This window comes from Massilia suwonensis, assembly GCF_042655665.1.
In the GTDB taxonomy this organism is placed as follows: Bacteria; Pseudomonadota; Gammaproteobacteria; order Burkholderiales; family Burkholderiaceae_D; genus Telluria; species Telluria suwonensis.
On record NZ_JBHSMR010000007.1, the window covers coordinates 1 to 15,139 of the forward strand.

General features: G+C 67.7%; 14 protein-coding genes and 1 riboswitch. Of the genes, 13 read left to right on the forward strand and 1 reads right to left on the reverse strand.

Annotated features, from left to right (window positions below; all coding sequences use genetic code 11):
* The first annotated feature begins 338 nt into the window (after positions 1-338).
* From cobT to ACFPQ5_RS03490, 13 genes are all read left to right on the forward strand, one after another.
* A complete protein-coding gene (gene cobT / locus ACFPQ5_RS03430; RefSeq protein ID WP_379751860.1) occupies positions 339-1,373 on the forward strand; it encodes a nicotinate-nucleotide--dimethylbenzimidazole phosphoribosyltransferase in 1,035 nt (344 codons plus the stop codon).
* Positions 1,374-1,386: 13 nt separating this feature from the next.
* Positions 1,387-2,166, forward strand: a complete 780-nt coding sequence (locus tag ACFPQ5_RS03435; RefSeq protein WP_379751861.1) for an adenosylcobinamide-GDP ribazoletransferase — start codon at positions 1,387-1,389, stop codon at positions 2,164-2,166.
* Between the two features lie 2 nt (positions 2,167-2,168).
* Positions 2,169-2,714, forward strand: a complete 546-nt coding sequence (locus ACFPQ5_RS03440; RefSeq protein WP_379751862.1) for a histidine phosphatase family protein — start codon at positions 2,169-2,171, stop codon at positions 2,712-2,714.
* Positions 2,715-2,721: 7 nt separating this feature from the next.
* Positions 2,722-2,940: riboswitch (cobalamin riboswitch) on the forward strand.
* A gap of 190 nt (positions 2,941-3,130) precedes the next feature.
* Entirely contained in the window at positions 3,131-4,873 is a 1,743-nt protein-coding gene (locus tag ACFPQ5_RS03445; RefSeq protein ID WP_379751863.1) for a TonB-dependent receptor domain-containing protein, read from the forward strand.
* Positions 4,874-4,937: 64 nt separating this feature from the next.
* Positions 4,938-5,909, forward strand: a complete 972-nt coding sequence (locus ACFPQ5_RS03450) for a FecCD family ABC transporter permease (protein WP_379751873.1) — start codon at positions 4,938-4,940, stop codon at positions 5,907-5,909.
* A 24-nt stretch (positions 5,910-5,933) separates the two neighbouring features.
* Positions 5,934-6,548, forward strand: a complete 615-nt coding sequence (cobO, locus tag ACFPQ5_RS03455) for a cob(I)yrinic acid a,c-diamide adenosyltransferase (RefSeq protein ID WP_379751864.1) — start codon at positions 5,934-5,936, stop codon at positions 6,546-6,548.
* The gene (locus ACFPQ5_RS03460; protein WP_379751865.1) at positions 6,542-7,849 is read left to right on the forward strand and encodes a cobyrinate a,c-diamide synthase; all 1,308 of its coding nucleotides are present in this window, start codon (positions 6,542-6,544) and stop codon (positions 7,847-7,849) included. The genes cobO and ACFPQ5_RS03460 overlap by 7 nt, the downstream gene beginning before the upstream one ends.
* Positions 7,834-8,394 carry a bifunctional adenosylcobinamide kinase/adenosylcobinamide-phosphate guanylyltransferase gene (gene cobU, locus ACFPQ5_RS03465; RefSeq protein WP_379751866.1) on the forward strand — a complete coding sequence of 187 codons (561 nt, stop codon included), beginning with the start codon at positions 7,834-7,836 and terminating at the stop codon, positions 8,392-8,394. The genes ACFPQ5_RS03460 and cobU overlap by 16 nt, the downstream gene beginning before the upstream one ends.
* Positions 8,388-9,323, forward strand: coding sequence for a CobD/CbiB family cobalamin biosynthesis protein (locus ACFPQ5_RS03470; protein ID WP_379751867.1), 936 nt, complete (start codon positions 8,388-8,390; stop codon positions 9,321-9,323). Before cobU ends, ACFPQ5_RS03470 begins: the two co-directional genes overlap by 7 nt.
* The gene (cobD, locus tag ACFPQ5_RS03475; protein WP_379751868.1) at positions 9,316-10,296 is read left to right on the forward strand and encodes a threonine-phosphate decarboxylase CobD; all 981 of its coding nucleotides are present in this window, start codon (positions 9,316-9,318) and stop codon (positions 10,294-10,296) included. Before ACFPQ5_RS03470 ends, cobD begins: the two co-directional genes overlap by 8 nt.
* Entirely contained in the window at positions 10,293-11,159 is an 867-nt protein-coding gene (locus ACFPQ5_RS03480; protein WP_379751869.1) for a cobalamin-binding protein, read from the forward strand. The genes cobD and ACFPQ5_RS03480 overlap by 4 nt, the downstream gene beginning before the upstream one ends.
* The gene (locus ACFPQ5_RS03485) at positions 11,156-12,613 is read left to right on the forward strand and encodes a cobyric acid synthase (protein ID WP_379751870.1); all 1,458 of its coding nucleotides are present in this window, start codon (positions 11,156-11,158) and stop codon (positions 12,611-12,613) included. The genes ACFPQ5_RS03480 and ACFPQ5_RS03485 overlap by 4 nt, the downstream gene beginning before the upstream one ends.
* 94 nt (positions 12,614-12,707) lie before the next feature.
* Positions 12,708-13,118, forward strand: a complete 411-nt coding sequence (locus ACFPQ5_RS03490; RefSeq protein WP_379751871.1) for a DUF2061 domain-containing protein — start codon at positions 12,708-12,710, stop codon at positions 13,116-13,118.
* Here the strand turns inward: ACFPQ5_RS03490 and ACFPQ5_RS03495 are convergent.
* Positions 13,105-14,928 (reverse strand): serine hydrolase domain-containing protein, encoded by a 1,824-nt coding sequence (locus ACFPQ5_RS03495; protein ID WP_379751872.1) that lies wholly within the window; start codon positions 14,926-14,928, stop codon positions 13,105-13,107. The genes ACFPQ5_RS03490 and ACFPQ5_RS03495 overlap by 14 nt on opposite strands.
* Between the last annotated feature and the right edge of the window lie 211 nt (positions 14,929-15,139).

The window sequence follows — 15,139 nt, forward strand, 5'->3', positions numbered from 1 at the left end:
GCTGAACAAGTCAGCTGGCACCTTCATCAAACGCCCACACTTATCGACTGTTAATTGTTAAAGAACTTGTTCGGTACTGCTTGCTACTTGTCGACAAATCGTTTTGTTTGTCAGCAGCAGAGAAGCGAGATTATGCAGTGTTTCGTTTGCGTCGTCAACTTCTTTTTTTCTGCTTCGTTGCCGTTTGCAAAGAAATCACGCATCTAACACCTTGATTACGTGAACGTTTTGCAGACAGCGCCGAAGCGGAGGCGAATTATAGCCAAGCCGCCAGCGGCTTGCAAGGCGATTTCGTGTGCTATCTTTGGCGCGCCCTGGCTATTTATAGAACGACAATAATGCTGATTCCCGCCATCTCCCCTACTGCCGACGAAGCACTCGCGCTCGCGCTCGTCCAGGCGATCGACAACAAGACCAAACCGCTGGGCAGCCTGGGCCGCCTGGAGGCGCTGGCGAAGCAGATCGGCCTGATCCAGCGGACAACCCAGCCTGCACTGACCGAGCCTGCGCTGCTCGTCTTCGCCGGCGACCACGGCATCGTCGCCGAAGGCGTCTCGGCCTATCCGCAGGAAGTCACCTGGCAGATGGTCGAGAACTTCCTTGCCGGCGGCGCCGCCATCAATGTCCTTGCGCGTCAGAACGGCTGCGCCCTGCAAGTGATCGATGCCGGCGTCAACCACGACTTCGGCACACGGCCTGGGCTCGTCGACCGCAAGATTGCGAGGGGCACGCGCAACTTCGCGCACGAGCCGGCGATGACGGCTGAAGAATGCGCACTCAGCCTGGAACGTGGGATGGCACTGGTGCGCGACCTGCCTGGGAACGTCGTGGGATTCGGCGAAATGGGGATCGGGAATACGACGGCAGCCGCGGCGCTCATGCACAAGCTGGCGAACATGCCGCTGGCCGAATGCGTCGGTGCCGGCACCGGCCTGCCACCCGAAGGCGTCCAGCGCAAGCAGGCGGTACTGGAAAGCGCGACGCGCACGCACGCCCAGGTGAGCGAACCGTTGGCAGTGCTTGCCACCTTCGGCGGCTTCGAGATCGCGATGATGGCCGGCGCCATGCTGCAGGCGGCCGCGCTGCGCAAGGTCCTGCTCATCGACGGCTTCATCGTCACCAGCGCGCTGCTGGTCGCCGCCAGGCTGCAGCCGGCTATCCTCGACTACTGCGTCTTCGCCCATTGCTCCGACGAGCAGGGGCATCGCCGCATGCTTGATTACCTCGGCGCCCAGCCGCTGCTGCAGCTCGGGTTGCGTCTGGGCGAAGGCACGGGTAGCGCGCTCGCCCTGCCCCTGCTGCATGCGGCGGTCAACTTCCTGGACCAGATGGCGACCTTCGGTTCGGCCCAGGTCAGCACGCAGTCGGCCTGAAAGTCAGCCTTACATGCAGCAGCTGCGCCTCTTCTTCATCGCCCTGCAGTTCTTCACGCGCCTTCCGATTCCGCGCTGGGTCGGCTTCCAGCCGGACTGGCTGCATCAATCCTCGCGCTATTTTCCGCTGGTCGGCTGCGTGGTCGCGGCCGTCGCCGCAGCGGTGTACTTCCTTGCCGCGCTGGTCCTGCCGGCTCCGGTGGCGGCCGTCCTCTCCACTGCCGCCTCGATCTACATCACGGGCGCCTTCCATGAAGACGGCTTCGCCGATACCTGCGACGGCTTCGGCGGCGGCTTGAATCCCGAACGCGTACTCGAGATCATGAAGGACTCGCGCGTCGGCGCCTACGGTGCGATCGGCATCGCCTGCATGCTCGGCCTGAAGTGCACGGCGCTGGCGATGCTGCCGCCTGGCAGCGCCATTGCCGCGCTGTTCCTCGCGCACCCGCTGTCGCGCCTCGCCGCGACCTCGCTCATCTGGCGCATGGATTACGCGCGCGCCGAGGGCAAGGCCAAGCCGATGGCGCAGCAGATGCAGACCAGCGAATTCGTCATCGCCGCCTGCACCGCCCTGCTGCCCGCCGTGCTGCTGCTGCATGTCGGCGCGCTCTCGCCTGCGGCACTCGGCGCCAGCCTTCTGACCGCAAGCCTGGCCGCCCTTTGGCTGGCGCGCATGTTCCAGCGCCGGATCGGCGGCTATACCGGCGACTGCCTCGGCGCCGTCCAGCAGCTGGCAGAAGTCGCGATCTACCTTGGTGTACTGGCCAGCCTGGGCCAGGGCGCGCTGCGCTGAGCATGCGCCTGCTGCTGGTCCGCCATCCTCGTCCCGATGTCGCAGCCGGCGTGTGCTACGGCAGCGCCGACGTGCCGGCTAACGCGGAAGAGACAAGGCGCGTTCATACCACGTTGAGCGACGCCGGATTCCCCGGCCCTCTGCCCGTATATGCCAGTCCGCTGCGACGTTGTGCGGGCTTGGCCCGCCTACTGGCCGGCGACCAGGTCGTGTTCGACGCGCGCCTGGCCGAAATGGACTTCGGCGCCTGGGAACTACGCAGCTGGGATGACATCGGCCGCGATGCGGTCGACGCCTGGAACGCCGACCTGCTCCATTACCGTCCCGGCGGCGGCGAAAGCCTGCTGCAGGTAGCCCGTCGCGTGACTGCCTTCCGCGACGCCCTGTACGCCGCCGGCCACCCGGAAGCACTCGTCATCTGCCACGCCGGCACCATGCGCCTGCTCACCGCCATGCAAGGCGGCGCCGCGCCCGAACAGGCCGCGCTGCAGGCCGCATCGACCCCGCATCGCATCGCCTACGGCGAAATGCTTGTGCTGAAAGATTGACAACGCCGTATAATTGCGGCGTTTTGGTGCTCGCGCCTGTGTTCACAGGCGCAGTTAAACGGGAAACACGAAGCTCGATAAGAGCCAACGTGTGCTGCCCCCGCAACGGTAAGCAAGTACCGCGTTCACGCGGCCAACCGTCTCCCCAGACCACTGTGCATTCGCATGGGAAGGTCGGACGGCTTCACTTGCCAGCCCGGATACCGGCCAAAAGGTGGAAGCGTGCCATGCCCTGCATGCGCGCTTCTGTTCAATCTGGCCTACGGGGACGTGGGCTGGTTGTCCAACCATAGACCATCATGCACTTTTACGTTTCACGGCAAGCGGCCGTCTCGTCGCTCGCCCTCGCCATGGCTGCGCCTTGTGCGTTCGCCGATACCACCCCTGTCGATACCGTCGTCGTCACAGCAAGCCGCATGCCACAGCGCGCCGTCGACGTCATTGCCGACACCACCGTCATCCACGCCGAAGAGATTGCCCGCGCCGGCGCCGGTTCGATTGCCGACATCCTGGCGCGCCAGCCCGGCATCGAGATCGGCCGCAACGGCGGCGCCGGTGCGAACACCAGCCTGTTCCTGCGCGGCGCCAATAGCAACCAGGTCGTCGTCCTGCTCGACGGCGTGCGCATCGGCTCGTCCACGACCGGCAGCGCCAGCTGGAATGCGGTGCCACTCGAATCGATCGAGCGCATCGAAATCGTCTACGGTCCCCTGAGCACGCTGTACGGCGCCGACGCCATCGGCGGCGTGGTCCAGATTTTTACGCGCAGGGGTGAGCCGGGCTTCGCGGCAGCGGCCTCGATCGGCGCCGGCAGCGACGCCACGCGCCAGGCCAGCGCCCATCTGTCCGGCGCCAGCGGCGGCGAGCATGCCGTCACCTACGCCATCGGCGCCGGCCACGAACGTTCGGACGGCTTCTCGGCCACCCAGCCGGGCGCCTTCGGCTACAACCCGGACGACGACGGCTACCGCCGCAGCAGCGCCAGCGGCCGCGTCACCCTGGCACTCGCGCCCGGCCACGAAGTCGGCGCCCAGTTCCTGCACAGCCGCCTGCGCGCCGAGTACGACAACGGCGCCGGCAGCTTCGAGGCCTACAGCCGCCAGGATCTGGATACCGCCGCCGCCTTCATGAGCAACCAGTTGCTGCCGAACTGGCGCAGCACCGTGCAGCTCGCGCGCTCGGAAGACAAGTCCGGCAGCTTCACCAGCAGCGCTGCCAGCGGCGCCAGCCAGATCGACACCCGGCAGGACGAGTTCACTTGGCAGAACACATTGACGCTGGGCCGCGACACCCTGCAGCTGCTCTACGGCCACCGCAAGGAAAGCGTCGAGTCGAGCTCCACCGCCGCCCTGGGACGCGCGCGCATCACCAACTCGTACGCCGCCGCCTACGCGCTGCGCCGCGCGCGCCACCTGTTCGACCTCAGCGCGCGCCAGGACCGCTCGCACTACGGCGACAAGAACACCGGCGCCGCCGGCTACGGCTACCAGTTCGACGACGGCCTGCGCGCCACGGCCAGCGTCGGTACCAGCTTCCGCGCCCCGACGTTCAACGAGCTGTACTACCCGGGCTACGGCGTGCCCACCAACCAGCCCGAACGCGGGCGCAACGCCGAACTCGGCTTGCGCTACGAGCGCGCCGGCACCAGCGTCGACGCCACCTGGTTCCGCAACCGCCTGACCGACATGATCGTCTCGGCCACGCCCTGCCCCGACCGGCGCGACGGCCGTACCGGCAGCTGCGCCTACAACGTGGCCTCCGCCACCCTGGAAGGCGTGACGCTGGCAGCGGCTACGCGCGTCGGTGCGTTGCGCCTGCGCGCCAGCGCCGACTGGCAGGACCCGCGCGACAACGCCAGCGGCAAGCGCCTGGCGCGGCGCGCCGGCCGGCACGCCAACTTCCAGGCCGAATATGTGGCGGGCAGCCTGGACACGGGCGCCGAGTGGCAGCTCTCGGGCGAGCGCTTCGACGATGCCGCCAACCTGCGCCGCCTGGGCGGCTATGGCTTGCTGAACCTGTACGCCACCTGGCGCATCGACGCCGACTGGTCGCTGCTGGCGCGCGTCAACAACACGCTTGATAGGCGCTATGAGCTGGCGCGCGCCTACGGCACCGGCGGACGCAGCTGGTTCGCCGGCCTGCGCTACGGCATCCGCTAAGGCGGCGTCCGTGAGCACGCTCGCCTTCCCGGCGCGCCGCCGCGCGCTGCTGGTCACCGGCTCGATGCTGCTGCTGGCGCTCGCCTGCATGCTGTATTCGGGCATGACGGGTTCGATCCCGGTGGCCGGCAGCGAACTGCCGGCGGCACTCGGCCAGTTGTTCGCCGGCCGGCCGCAGTCGCTCGCGGCCTCCCTGCTCGAACTGCGTGCCGGGCGCGCCGTGGTTGCTTTCGCCACCGGCGGCGCGCTCGCGCTGGCGGGCGTGTTGATGCAGGCCCTGCTGCGCAACCCGCTGGCCGATCCGTACATCCTCGGCATCTCGGCTGGCGCCTCGGTCGGGGCGCTCGGTGCGCTGCTCCTGATGTGCGCGGCGGCCACCGTCGATGCGGCAGCCCTGTGCGGCGCCGTCGCCGTTTCCCTGCTGCTCTACGTGCTGGCGCGGCGCGACCTGCGCAGCGGGACGGCGGCGGAAGGCGGCTCTTCTCTGCTGCTCCTGACCGGGGTGATCGTCTCCTCGCTGTGCATGGCCCTGATCACCCTGATGCTGTCGATCGCCCCCGAGGGACGCCTGCGCAGCATGGTGTTCTGGATGATCGGCGACCTGGCCGGCGCCCCGGTGCGGGTGCTGCCCTGGCTGGTGCTGGGCGGCGCACTGGTGTTCGCCGTGCGCTCTGCGCGCAGCATGAACGTGATGGCTCTGCACGCGGAAGGCGCCGTGGCGCTGGGGGTGCGCGTCGGCGCGCTGCGCAAGGGCCTGTTCCTGGTATCCGGCCTGCTGACCGCCAGCGCCGTCACCAGCGCGGGTTCGGTCGGCTTCGTCGGCCTGATCGTGCCGCACGCCTGCCGCTTCGCCTTCGGGCCGGACCACCGCGTGCTGGTCCCGGCCGCGGTGCTGGCCGGCGGCAGCTTCCTGGTCTTGTGCGACACCCTGGCGCGCACCATCGTCGCGCCGCAGCAGCTGCCGGTCGGCGCCGTCACCGCCATCATCGGCGCTCCCGTCTTCCTCTATCAACTGCACCGCCTGCGCCGTGCCTGACCCTTCTCATATATGGAGTCCACCATGAACGACCAGACCGCCACCCTGAACGAACGCCACCGCCTGCGCATGGAGCGCAAGAAGGCCATTATCGACGAACGCATCGCGCAAGCCGACAAGCAGATTGGCATCATCATCGTCAACACCGGCAACGGCAAGGGCAAGAGCTCGAGCGCCTTCGGCATGGTCGCGCGCGCGCTCGGGCACGGCATGCGGGTGGGTGTGGTCCAGTTCATCAAGGGTGCGATGGCGACCGGCGAAGAACAGTTCCTGCGCCGCTTTCCCGACGAAGTCAGCTTCCATGCGATGGGCGAAGGCTATACCTGGGAAACGCAGAACCGCGAGCGCGACATCGCAAAGGCGCTGCAGGCCTGGGAACAGGCGCGCGCCTTCCTGCGCGATCCCGCCATCGGCCTGGTCGTGCTGGACGAACTGAACATCGCCCTGAAATACCGCTACCTCGACGTGCACACGGTCATCGGCGACCTGCTCGAGCGTCCGCCCATGCAGCACGTGGTCATCACGGGACGCGGCGCGGCGCCGGAACTGCTGGCCGTGGCCGATACGGTCACCGAGATGAATGTGCTCAAGCACGCTTTTGCCGCCGGCATCGCCGCGCAGGCCGGGACCGAATGGTGAGCGCGCGTGCCGTTCTGATCGCGGCCATGGCGTCCGGCCAGGGCAAGACGACTGTCACCGCCGCCCTGGCGCGCAGCCTGGTGCGCGCGGGCCAGCGCGTGCGCGTCTTCAAATGCGGGCCCGACTTCATCGACCCGATGCTGCTCGAGCGTGCCTGCGGCGCGCCGGTGCATACGCTCGACCTGTGGATGGTCGGGATCGACGAATGCCGGCGTCGCCTGGATGAGGCGGCGCGCGAAGCCGATGCGATATTGGTCGAAGGCGTAATGGGCCTGTACGACGGCACGCCCTCGGCGGCCGACCTGGCGCGCGCCTTCGGTATTCCCGTACTGGCCGTGATCGACGCCTCGGCGATGGCGCAGACAGCCGGCGCCGTCGCGCGCGGCTTGCGCGATTACGGTCCCGTCCAGCTGGCCGGCGTGATCGCGAACCGGGTCGCCAGCACCGGCCACGCCCAGATGGTCGCGCAATCGCTGCGCGATATCGCCCTGGTCGGCGCCTTGCCGCGCCAATCAGAGGCGCTGCCCGAGCGCCACCTGGGACTGGCCCTGCCGCACGAACTGCCGCGCCTGGACGCCCTGCTCGACGAGCTGGCCGACGCGCTGCAGCTGGACGACGCCGCCTGGCAGGCGCTGCCCGCGTTCGAAGCACAGGACAGCGCGCCGGCGCCGGCCGTGCCGCCCCTGCTGGCCGGCCGCACGATCGCGATCGCGCGCGATGCGGCCTTCGCTTTCCTGTACCCGTCCAATCTCGATACGCTGCGTCTACTGGGCGCCCGGCTCGCATTCTTTTCTCCGTTGGCCAACGAGGCCGTGCCCGAGACGGCCGACGCCGTTTATCTGCCCGGCGGCTATCCCGAGCTGCATGCGCAGACGCTGGCCGGGGCCGAACGCTGGCGCGCCTCGATCGGCGCCGCCTTCGCGGCCAACCTGCCGATCCTGGCCGAGTGCGGCGGCATGATGGTGCTGGCCGAGGAAATCACCGATCCCGACGGCGGTCGCTGGCCGATGGCCGGCCTGCTGCCCGGTGTGGTGCGCATGCAGGCGCGCCTGGCCGGGCTCGGGGCGCAGGCGCTCGGCACCCCGGCCGGCGTCCTGCGCGGCCATACTTTTCATTATTCGCGCTTCGAGACACCGCTGGCGCCCAGCCTGCACACGGTACGCCATCCCGCCGGTACGCCGGGCGAAGCCGTCTATTGTGCCGGCTCGCTGACGGCCTCCTACTTCCACGGCTACTTTCCGTCGAATCCGGAAGCGGTGGCCCTGCTGTTCACGGAAGGTGGTGCATGGCCTGCACCCTGATCCTCGGCGGCGCACGCTCGGGCAAAAGCGCGCTGGCCGAGCGGCTGGCGCAGCAATCCGGTAGCGCGGTCACGTATATCGCGAGCTCGCGCGCCGGCGACGGCGAAATGCAGGCGCGAATCCTGCATCACCGCGCACGGCGGCCGGCGCACTGGCACACGGTCGAGGAAGCCCTGCTGCTGGCGGACGCGATCCGCGCAGCCTGCACGCCCGGCCGCCTGGTGCTGGTCGACTGCCTGACGCTGTGGTTGACCAACCTGATGCTCGACGGCGCGCCCGATTTTCCGGAGACCGGCGAACTGACGCTGCCGCCCGCTTTCGGTATCCAGCGCCAACGCTTCCTCGATCTGCTCGATGCAGGCCTGCCGGGCGAGCTGCTGCTGGTATCGAACGAGGTCGGCATGGGCATCGTCCCGATGGGCGCCCTGTCGCGCCGCTTCGCCGATGAGGCGGGCCGGCTGAACCAGGCTGTGGCCTCTCGCGCCGAACGCGTGATCCTGGTGGCCGCCGGGCTGCCGCTGGTATTGAAAGGACCGCCATGCTGAGCGGACTGCCGGCGCTCCAGCTCGCGCTCCTGCTGGCGGCGGGCGTGGCGCTCGACCTGCTGCTGGGCGAGCCGCGGCGTTGGCATCCGCTGGTCGGCTTCGGCCGCATGGCGGTGCGTATCGAAGACCGGCTCAACCGGGACGGCTGGCGTGTGCTGCGTGGCGCGGGCGGCTGGATGCTGGCCGTGCTGCCGGCCAGTGCGCTGGCATGGTGGCTCGCCGCAGGCCCGGGCGGCGTCGTCGTGCATGCGCTGCTGCTCTGGTTCAGCCTCGGGCTGCGCAGCCTGCGCGAGCATACGCTGCCAATTTACCAGGCGCTCGTAGAACGGGACCTGGCGGTTGCGCGCATGCTGACGGCACGCATCGTCAGCCGCGACACCGCGCACGAGGATGCCTCCGGCCTGGCGCGCGCCGGCGCCGAGTCGCTGCTCGAGAACGGCAACGATGCCGTCTTCGGCACCCTGTTCTGGTTCCTGGTGGCCGGCGGCCCGGGTGCGCTGCTGTTCCGGCTGGCGAACACGCTCGATGCCATGTGGGGCTACCGTACGCCGCGCTACGAGCTGTTCGGGCGCGTGGCGGCGCGCATCGACGACGGATTGAACTACCTGCCGGCGCGCCTGACTGCGCTCAGCTACGTGCTGCTGGCCCCGCGTGGCGGCCAATTGCGCGCCTGGCGCTGCTGGCGTGCGCAGGCTCCGGCCTGGAGCAGTCCGAATGCGGGGCCGGTGATGGCCAGCGGCGCGGGAGCGCTGGGCATCGCACTCGGCGGCGCGGCGACATACCAAGGCGAAATCGAACAGCGGCCACCGCTCGGCACGGGCGCGCCGGCGGCACCGGCCGACATCCTGCGTGCCTGGCGCCTCGTATTCAGGGCGACCCTGCTGTGGGTGGCGCTGGCGCTCATATACGGAGTCGCACATCATGCTTGAACACGGCGGCAATCTGCGCGCGGCGGCGCGACGCTACGGGCGCGACGACTGGATCGACCTTTCGACCGGCATCAACCCCTGGGGCTATCCCATTCCCATGCTGGCGCCGAATGCCTGGCACCGGCTGCCGGAAACGGATCCCGCGCTTGTGGAGGCGGCGTGCCGCTACTATGGCGCCGTGCAACTGTTACCCGTGGCCGGCACCCAGGCCGCGATCCAGGCCTTGCCGCGCCTGCGCCGGCCATCGCGGGTGACCGTCTCCGCGCCCTCCTACGCCGAGCACGCCCAGCACTGGCGCCGCCATGGCCACACGCTGCATCTGTCCAGCTATGCCGCGCTCGATGCGGCGGTCGACGCCAGCGACGTCGTCGTACTCTGCAATCCGAACAATCCGACCGGCGAGACCGTCCCCGCTGAGCAGCTGCTCGACTGGGCCGCGCGCCTAACCCGGCGCGGCGGCTGGCTGGTGGTCGACGAGGCCTTCGGCGACACGGCACCGGGCCTGAGCGTCGCCGCGCACGCGCACCGGCCAGGACTGATCGTGCTGCGCTCGGTTGGCAAATTCTTCGGCCTGGCCGGCCTGCGCCTGGGCTTCGTCGCGGCGGAAGCCGGACTGTTGCGCGAACTGGCGGACCTGCTCGGGCCCTGGGCCGTCAGCGGTCCGGCGCAATCGATCGCACTGGCGGCACTGAACGACGGCGTCTGGCAGGCGGTGACGCAGGCCCGGCTGCAGTCGGCCGGCCGGCGCATGGACAAGCTGCTGTCGGCGCACGGCATTGCCGCCGCCGGCACGCCCCTGTTCCACTGGTGGCCGCAGGACGACCCGCAGGCATTTCACGAACACCTGGCGCAGCGCGGCATCTGGAGCCGCCTGTTCCTCGATGCCGCCTACGGCATCCGGCTTGGACTGCCGCCCGACGAAGCAGCCTGGCAGCGCCTGGCGCGCGCCTTCGATGAATGGAGAGAACGATGAAACGATGGATGGTATTAGCCTGCCTGCTGTGCGCCGGCCAGGCCGCGGCGGTGACGGTGCGCGACGACGCCGATAATGCGATCACGCTGCGCAGCCCTGCCCTGCGGGTGATCTCGATGGCGCCGCACGTAACCGAGCTGCTGTTCGCGGCCGGCGGCGGCGCGCGCGTGGTCGGCGCGGTGGAGTACAGCGATTATCCCGAGGCGGCGAACCGCATCCCGCGCATCGGCTCGAATCGCCAGATCGACATCGAACGCGTGATGGCCTTGAAGCCCGACCTGATCGTCGCCTGGATGCACGGCAGTTCGGAGCGCCAGATCGACATGGTCAAGCGGCTCGGCATTCCGGTCTACCACAGCGATCCGCAAACCCTGGAGGGGATTCCCGACAGCCTGGAACGCCTGGGCCTGCTGATGGGCACCGAGGCGACGGCGCGTCCGGCCGCGGCGGCGCTGCGCAGCAAGCTGGCGTCCTTGCGTGCGACTTATGCCGGACGTTCGCCGGTGCGCACCTTCTACCAGGTCTGGGACAAGCCGCTGTACACACTGAACGGCCGCCACATCGTCACCGACGCGCTGCGCCTGTGCGGCGGCGAGAACATCTTCGACAAGCTGCCGGTCATCGCGCCGGTCGTGACGATCGAGAGCGTGCTGCAGGCCGACCCGGAAGCCGTGTTCGGCTCGGCCGAAAAGGACTACGGCGGCGTGAACCTGTGGCGGCAGTATCCGACGCTGAAGGCGGTCCGCAACGGTAATCTGTTCACCGTCGACGGCAACCTGCTCAACCGCGCCGGCCCGCGCATGATCCAGGGCGCGGCGGCGATGTGCGAAAAGCTCGACCAGGCACGCAGGCATCGGCAATGAGGCGCCTGCCCTACCAGACCCTGATGGTGCAGGGAACGACCTCGGATGCCGGCAAAAGCACGGTGGTGGCCGCGCTGTGCCGCCTCTTGAAACGCGAAGGCGTGCGCGTGGCCCCGTTCAAGCCACAGAACATGGCGCTCAACAGCGCGGTGACGAAGGACGGCGGCGAGATCGGCCGCGCCCAGGCTTTACAGGCACTGGCCGCCGGCATCGACGCGCACACGGACATGAATCCGGTGCTGCTGAAACCCTCGAGTGACACCGGGGCCCAGGTGATCGTGCACGGGCGCGTGCGCAGCGAGATGAATGCGCGCGACTATCACCAATATAAAACCGTGGCGATGGCGGCGGTGCTGGAATCGCATGCACGCTTGTCCGCACAGTACGAGGCCATCGTGGTCGAGGGCGCAGGCAGTCCAGCCGAGATCAACCTGCGCGATCGCGACATCGCGAACATGGGCTTTGCGGAGGCGGTCGATTGTCCGGTGATCCTGGTGGCCGACATCGACCGCGGCGGCGTGTTCGCGCACATTGTCGGCACGCTGGCCTGCCTCTCGCGCAGCGAACGCAATCGCATCGCCGGCTTCGTCATCAACCGTTTTAGGGGCGACATTACGCTGCTCGAACCGGGCCTGGAATGGCTGGAACGCGAAACCGGCAAGCCGGTGCTGGCGGTCCTGCCCTACCTGCACGGGCTTTATCTGGATGCGGAGGACGCCGTGCAGCCGATGCAGTCCCGGCGCGGACGCTTTCGCATCGTCGTCCCGAGTCTGCCGCGCATGAGCAATCACACGGATCTTGATGCGCTGCGCGTGCATCCCGAGGTCGACCTGCGCTTCGTGCGCGAGGGCGAAGCGATTCCGGCGGCGGACCTCGTCATTCTCCCGGGGAGCAAGAACACGCGCGCGGACCTGGCCTGGCTGCGCGCGCAGGGGTGGGACACTGCGCTTGCGCGCCACTTGCGCTATGGCGGCAAGCTGCTGGGCGTATGCGGCGGCTTCCAGATGCTGGGACGGATGGTGAGCGATCCGCATGGTGTCGAGGGCAGCGCGGGCGACTCCGAAGGACTGGGTTGGCTGGACATGGTGACGACGATGGGCCAGGAGAAGCAGCTGCGCGGGGTCGAGGGTGTGTGCGCCTTCGACGGCAGCGGTGCGAAGGTCGCAGGCTACGAAATCCATATGGGTGCCTCGTCTGGTGAGGCGCTGGCGCTCCCTGCTTTTCGCATCGATGGCCGCGGCGAGGGCGCCTGCTCAGCCGAAGGACAGGTAATGGGGACTTATCTGCACGGCCTGTTCGATCATCCGGACGCGTGCGCGGCGCTGCTGCGCTGGGCCGGACTGCACACCGAGGAGCGTATCGATACGGCGGCCTTGCGCGAAGCGAGTCTCGACCGGATCGCGGACGCGGCGCAGCCCTTGTTCGACCGGCTTGCAACATTGGATAATCAATAGGCAAATCCTATTAATGTGCTTGAATCAATTCATTTTACCTCTTAGATGAGAATCACTATCATTTGCTCCTGAGTGTTTGCAACAGGAGCAGTGCATGATTACCGCAGCAAAAAGGATCAGTCAGGTCGCCACCCACATGGGCATCGCCTATGCCCTGGCCTACGCCGTTACCGGCTCGGCGGTGTTCAGTGGCCTCGCCGTTCTGGTCGAGCCGGTGATCAACGTCTTGCTGCTCCCCTTCCACGAAGCCGCCTGGGCAATGCGCCGGCGCGCGGCGTCGACGGCGCGGGCACGCTACCTGACGGTGGCCTTCGAAAAACTTAGCCAGACCGGCCTGCATGCCGGCGTCGCCTTCGCGGTCATGTACGTCGCGACCGGATCGGCGGCGATGGGCGGCATCGCGGCGCTGCTGGAACCGGTCTGCAATGTGTTGATCCTGCCGCTGCACGACCGGCTCTGGGATAGCCTCGAGCGCGGCACTCAGGCACAGCCTATCGCCACATAAGGAAAGGCAGCATGCCCCAGGCGCCGAGTACGATCATCCATTGCGCGGCCGCGAGCAAGGCGGCGCAGTCGAACGCCGGATGGGCAAGGCTGCGTGCACGCGATGGCAGGCGCAGCAAGCCGTAGGCAATCGCGCAGGGCAAGGCGATGCTGGCGAATGCGAGCAATCCGCTCGCAATGGTGAGGTCGCCCAGCTGCATGAAGGATTGGGTAAAGAAGAAGGGGATTGGCGCAAACAGCATCAGCACGCCGGCCAACGGCAGGGCCAGGGTACTGGACTTGCGCAAGCGGCCACGGATCAGCAGCCATCCTCCCCTGAACAGGATCGTCAGCAGGCCCGCGGCGCCGAGTGCGGCGCTGGTCCATAGCCACAGCAAGGTCGCCAGGGGCACCTGGCGATAGTTGCGCAGGCCATCGCTGAGCATGCGATCGCCATCCGTCGTCAGCAGCACATGCGAGGGTGCGATCCGGCCCTCCGCCTGGAACAGCATGCCGCCAGCTGGCTGCAAGGAAGCAGGCTTTCCCTGGAAGGGCACGAGCTGCAGCCGTTTGCCATCCCAACGCACGTCGACCACGTTGAAGACGGTATCGATCCATGCCAGGCGGGTTACCGCATGCCATGCCGGGACGTACATTCCCTCCCACCCGGCAATATCCGCGGGCGGTGGCGAGCCACTGGCTTGCTTCCGTGCGGCTTGCAACTGCAGGGCGTCCAGCAGAAGCGTGTTGAACCGTTCGTAGTCGGCATTCTCGACGTCGGCATTGACTGCCACGAAAAAGGCTTTGCCTTCCCTTGGATACAGGCAGAGCATGGCCTGGAAGCCGATCGTCGTACCGGGGTGACAGTCGCCGATGACGCCATGCCGGTCTCGCACCGAGAGTGCAAGTCCATGAGCACCTTGCAGGCCGGCCCATTCGGCATCGGTATCCCGGGCGCCGCTGAGCGCCGCCATCAGGTTCGGCGCGATAAAGGGCTGGCCTGCGATCGTCCCATCCGCCATCAGAAAGCGGGCCATGCGTCCCATGTCGGCGGCGGTCGTTGCGAACTGGGTCGCGGGACGCGCGAATACGGGAATGGCCGGGTAAGCGACGTGGTTTTCGAAATGACCCATGGCCAGGCGCGGATCGGCGCCGGGGCCGGCCTGGGTGCTGAACGCGAAGCTGCTGTCGTGCATGGCGAGCGGGCGCAGGAGTTCTGCGTCCAGCCAGGCTTCGTAGCGGCGATGGGTGACCGCCTCGATCACCATGCCGAGCAGGTGGTAGCCGGTACTCGAGTAGACGTAGCGTGCGCCCGGACGCGTGTGCACCGTCAGGCTGTTGCGCCCGAGGGCCTGGTCGAGTGGCGTGTCGGCTTGCGCACGCAGGCTGAACACCTGATAGAAGCGGAAGTTTTCCAGGCCGGCGGTGTGCGCGAGCAGGTGACGAATGCGGATCGGGTCGGTGGCCTGCCAGGGATTGTCGAAGCGCAGGGCCGGTAGAAGCGTTGCGACGTCGGTGTCGAGGCTCAGCTGCCCAGCCGTGACGAGTCGCAGGACGCCCATGGCCAGCACGGTTTTCGCGACCGAGCCGACATGGACGCGGTTTGCCGGTGTCATCCCTGCCTTGGTTTCGGCATTGCTCAAACCAGCTGCGCCGGTGACGATGCCCGCCTCGGGCGTAACGACGGTCCATACGGCGCCTGGGAGTCCGGCTTGCTGAAGGTGGCGCGTGAATTGGGCGTGCAGTTCTGTTGTGGGATCAGGCTGGGCCGACGCTGCGATCGGCAAGAGGCACACAGCGGCGAGCAAGCGGAATATCCTCGCCAAGACCATATCTAGCTCCCTCATCGTTTGTGGATAAGGGATGGTAATTCGCTGGCGTTGGATAAAAACGGCGCATGCGACGAACCGCTGAATGACGCAACCAGGCTGCAAAAGCAAAAAACCCCGCTCGGTTTACCGAGCGGGGTTTTTCATATAACTAGCCTGACGATAACCTACTTTCACACTGGTTGCAGCACTATCATCGGCGCAAAGTCGTTTC

Excerpts from the sequence above, each read along its gene's own strand:
- cobT (WP_379751860.1), top strand. The coding sequence starts at position 339 with ATGCTGATTCCCGCCATCTCCCCTACTGCCGACGAAGCACTCGCGCTC.
- ACFPQ5_RS03435 (WP_379751861.1), top strand. The coding sequence starts at position 1,387 with ATGCAGCAGCTGCGCCTCTTCTTCATCGCCCTGCAGTTCTTCACGCGC.
- ACFPQ5_RS03440 (WP_379751862.1), top strand. The coding sequence starts at position 2,169 with ATGCGCCTGCTGCTGGTCCGCCATCCTCGTCCCGATGTCGCAGCCGGC.
- ACFPQ5_RS03445 (WP_379751863.1), top strand. The coding sequence starts at position 3,131 with ATGCCACAGCGCGCCGTCGACGTCATTGCCGACACCACCGTCATCCAC.
- ACFPQ5_RS03450 (WP_379751873.1), top strand. The coding sequence starts at position 4,938 with ATGCTGCTGCTGGCGCTCGCCTGCATGCTGTATTCGGGCATGACGGGT.
- cobO (WP_379751864.1), top strand. The coding sequence starts at position 5,934 with ATGAACGACCAGACCGCCACCCTGAACGAACGCCACCGCCTGCGCATG.
- ACFPQ5_RS03460 (WP_379751865.1), top strand. The coding sequence starts at position 6,542 with ATGGTGAGCGCGCGTGCCGTTCTGATCGCGGCCATGGCGTCCGGCCAG.
- cobU (WP_379751866.1), top strand. The coding sequence starts at position 7,834 with ATGGCCTGCACCCTGATCCTCGGCGGCGCACGCTCGGGCAAAAGCGCG.
- ACFPQ5_RS03470 (WP_379751867.1), top strand. The coding sequence starts at position 8,388 with ATGCTGAGCGGACTGCCGGCGCTCCAGCTCGCGCTCCTGCTGGCGGCG.
- cobD (WP_379751868.1), top strand. The coding sequence starts at position 9,316 with ATGCTTGAACACGGCGGCAATCTGCGCGCGGCGGCGCGACGCTACGGG.
- ACFPQ5_RS03480 (WP_379751869.1), top strand. The coding sequence starts at position 10,293 with ATGAAACGATGGATGGTATTAGCCTGCCTGCTGTGCGCCGGCCAGGCC.
- ACFPQ5_RS03485 (WP_379751870.1), top strand. The coding sequence starts at position 11,156 with ATGAGGCGCCTGCCCTACCAGACCCTGATGGTGCAGGGAACGACCTCG.
- ACFPQ5_RS03490 (WP_379751871.1), top strand. The coding sequence starts at position 12,708 with ATGATTACCGCAGCAAAAAGGATCAGTCAGGTCGCCACCCACATGGGC.
- ACFPQ5_RS03495 (WP_379751872.1), bottom strand. The coding sequence starts at position 14,928 with ATGGTCTTGGCGAGGATATTCCGCTTGCTCGCCGCTGTGTGCCTCTTG.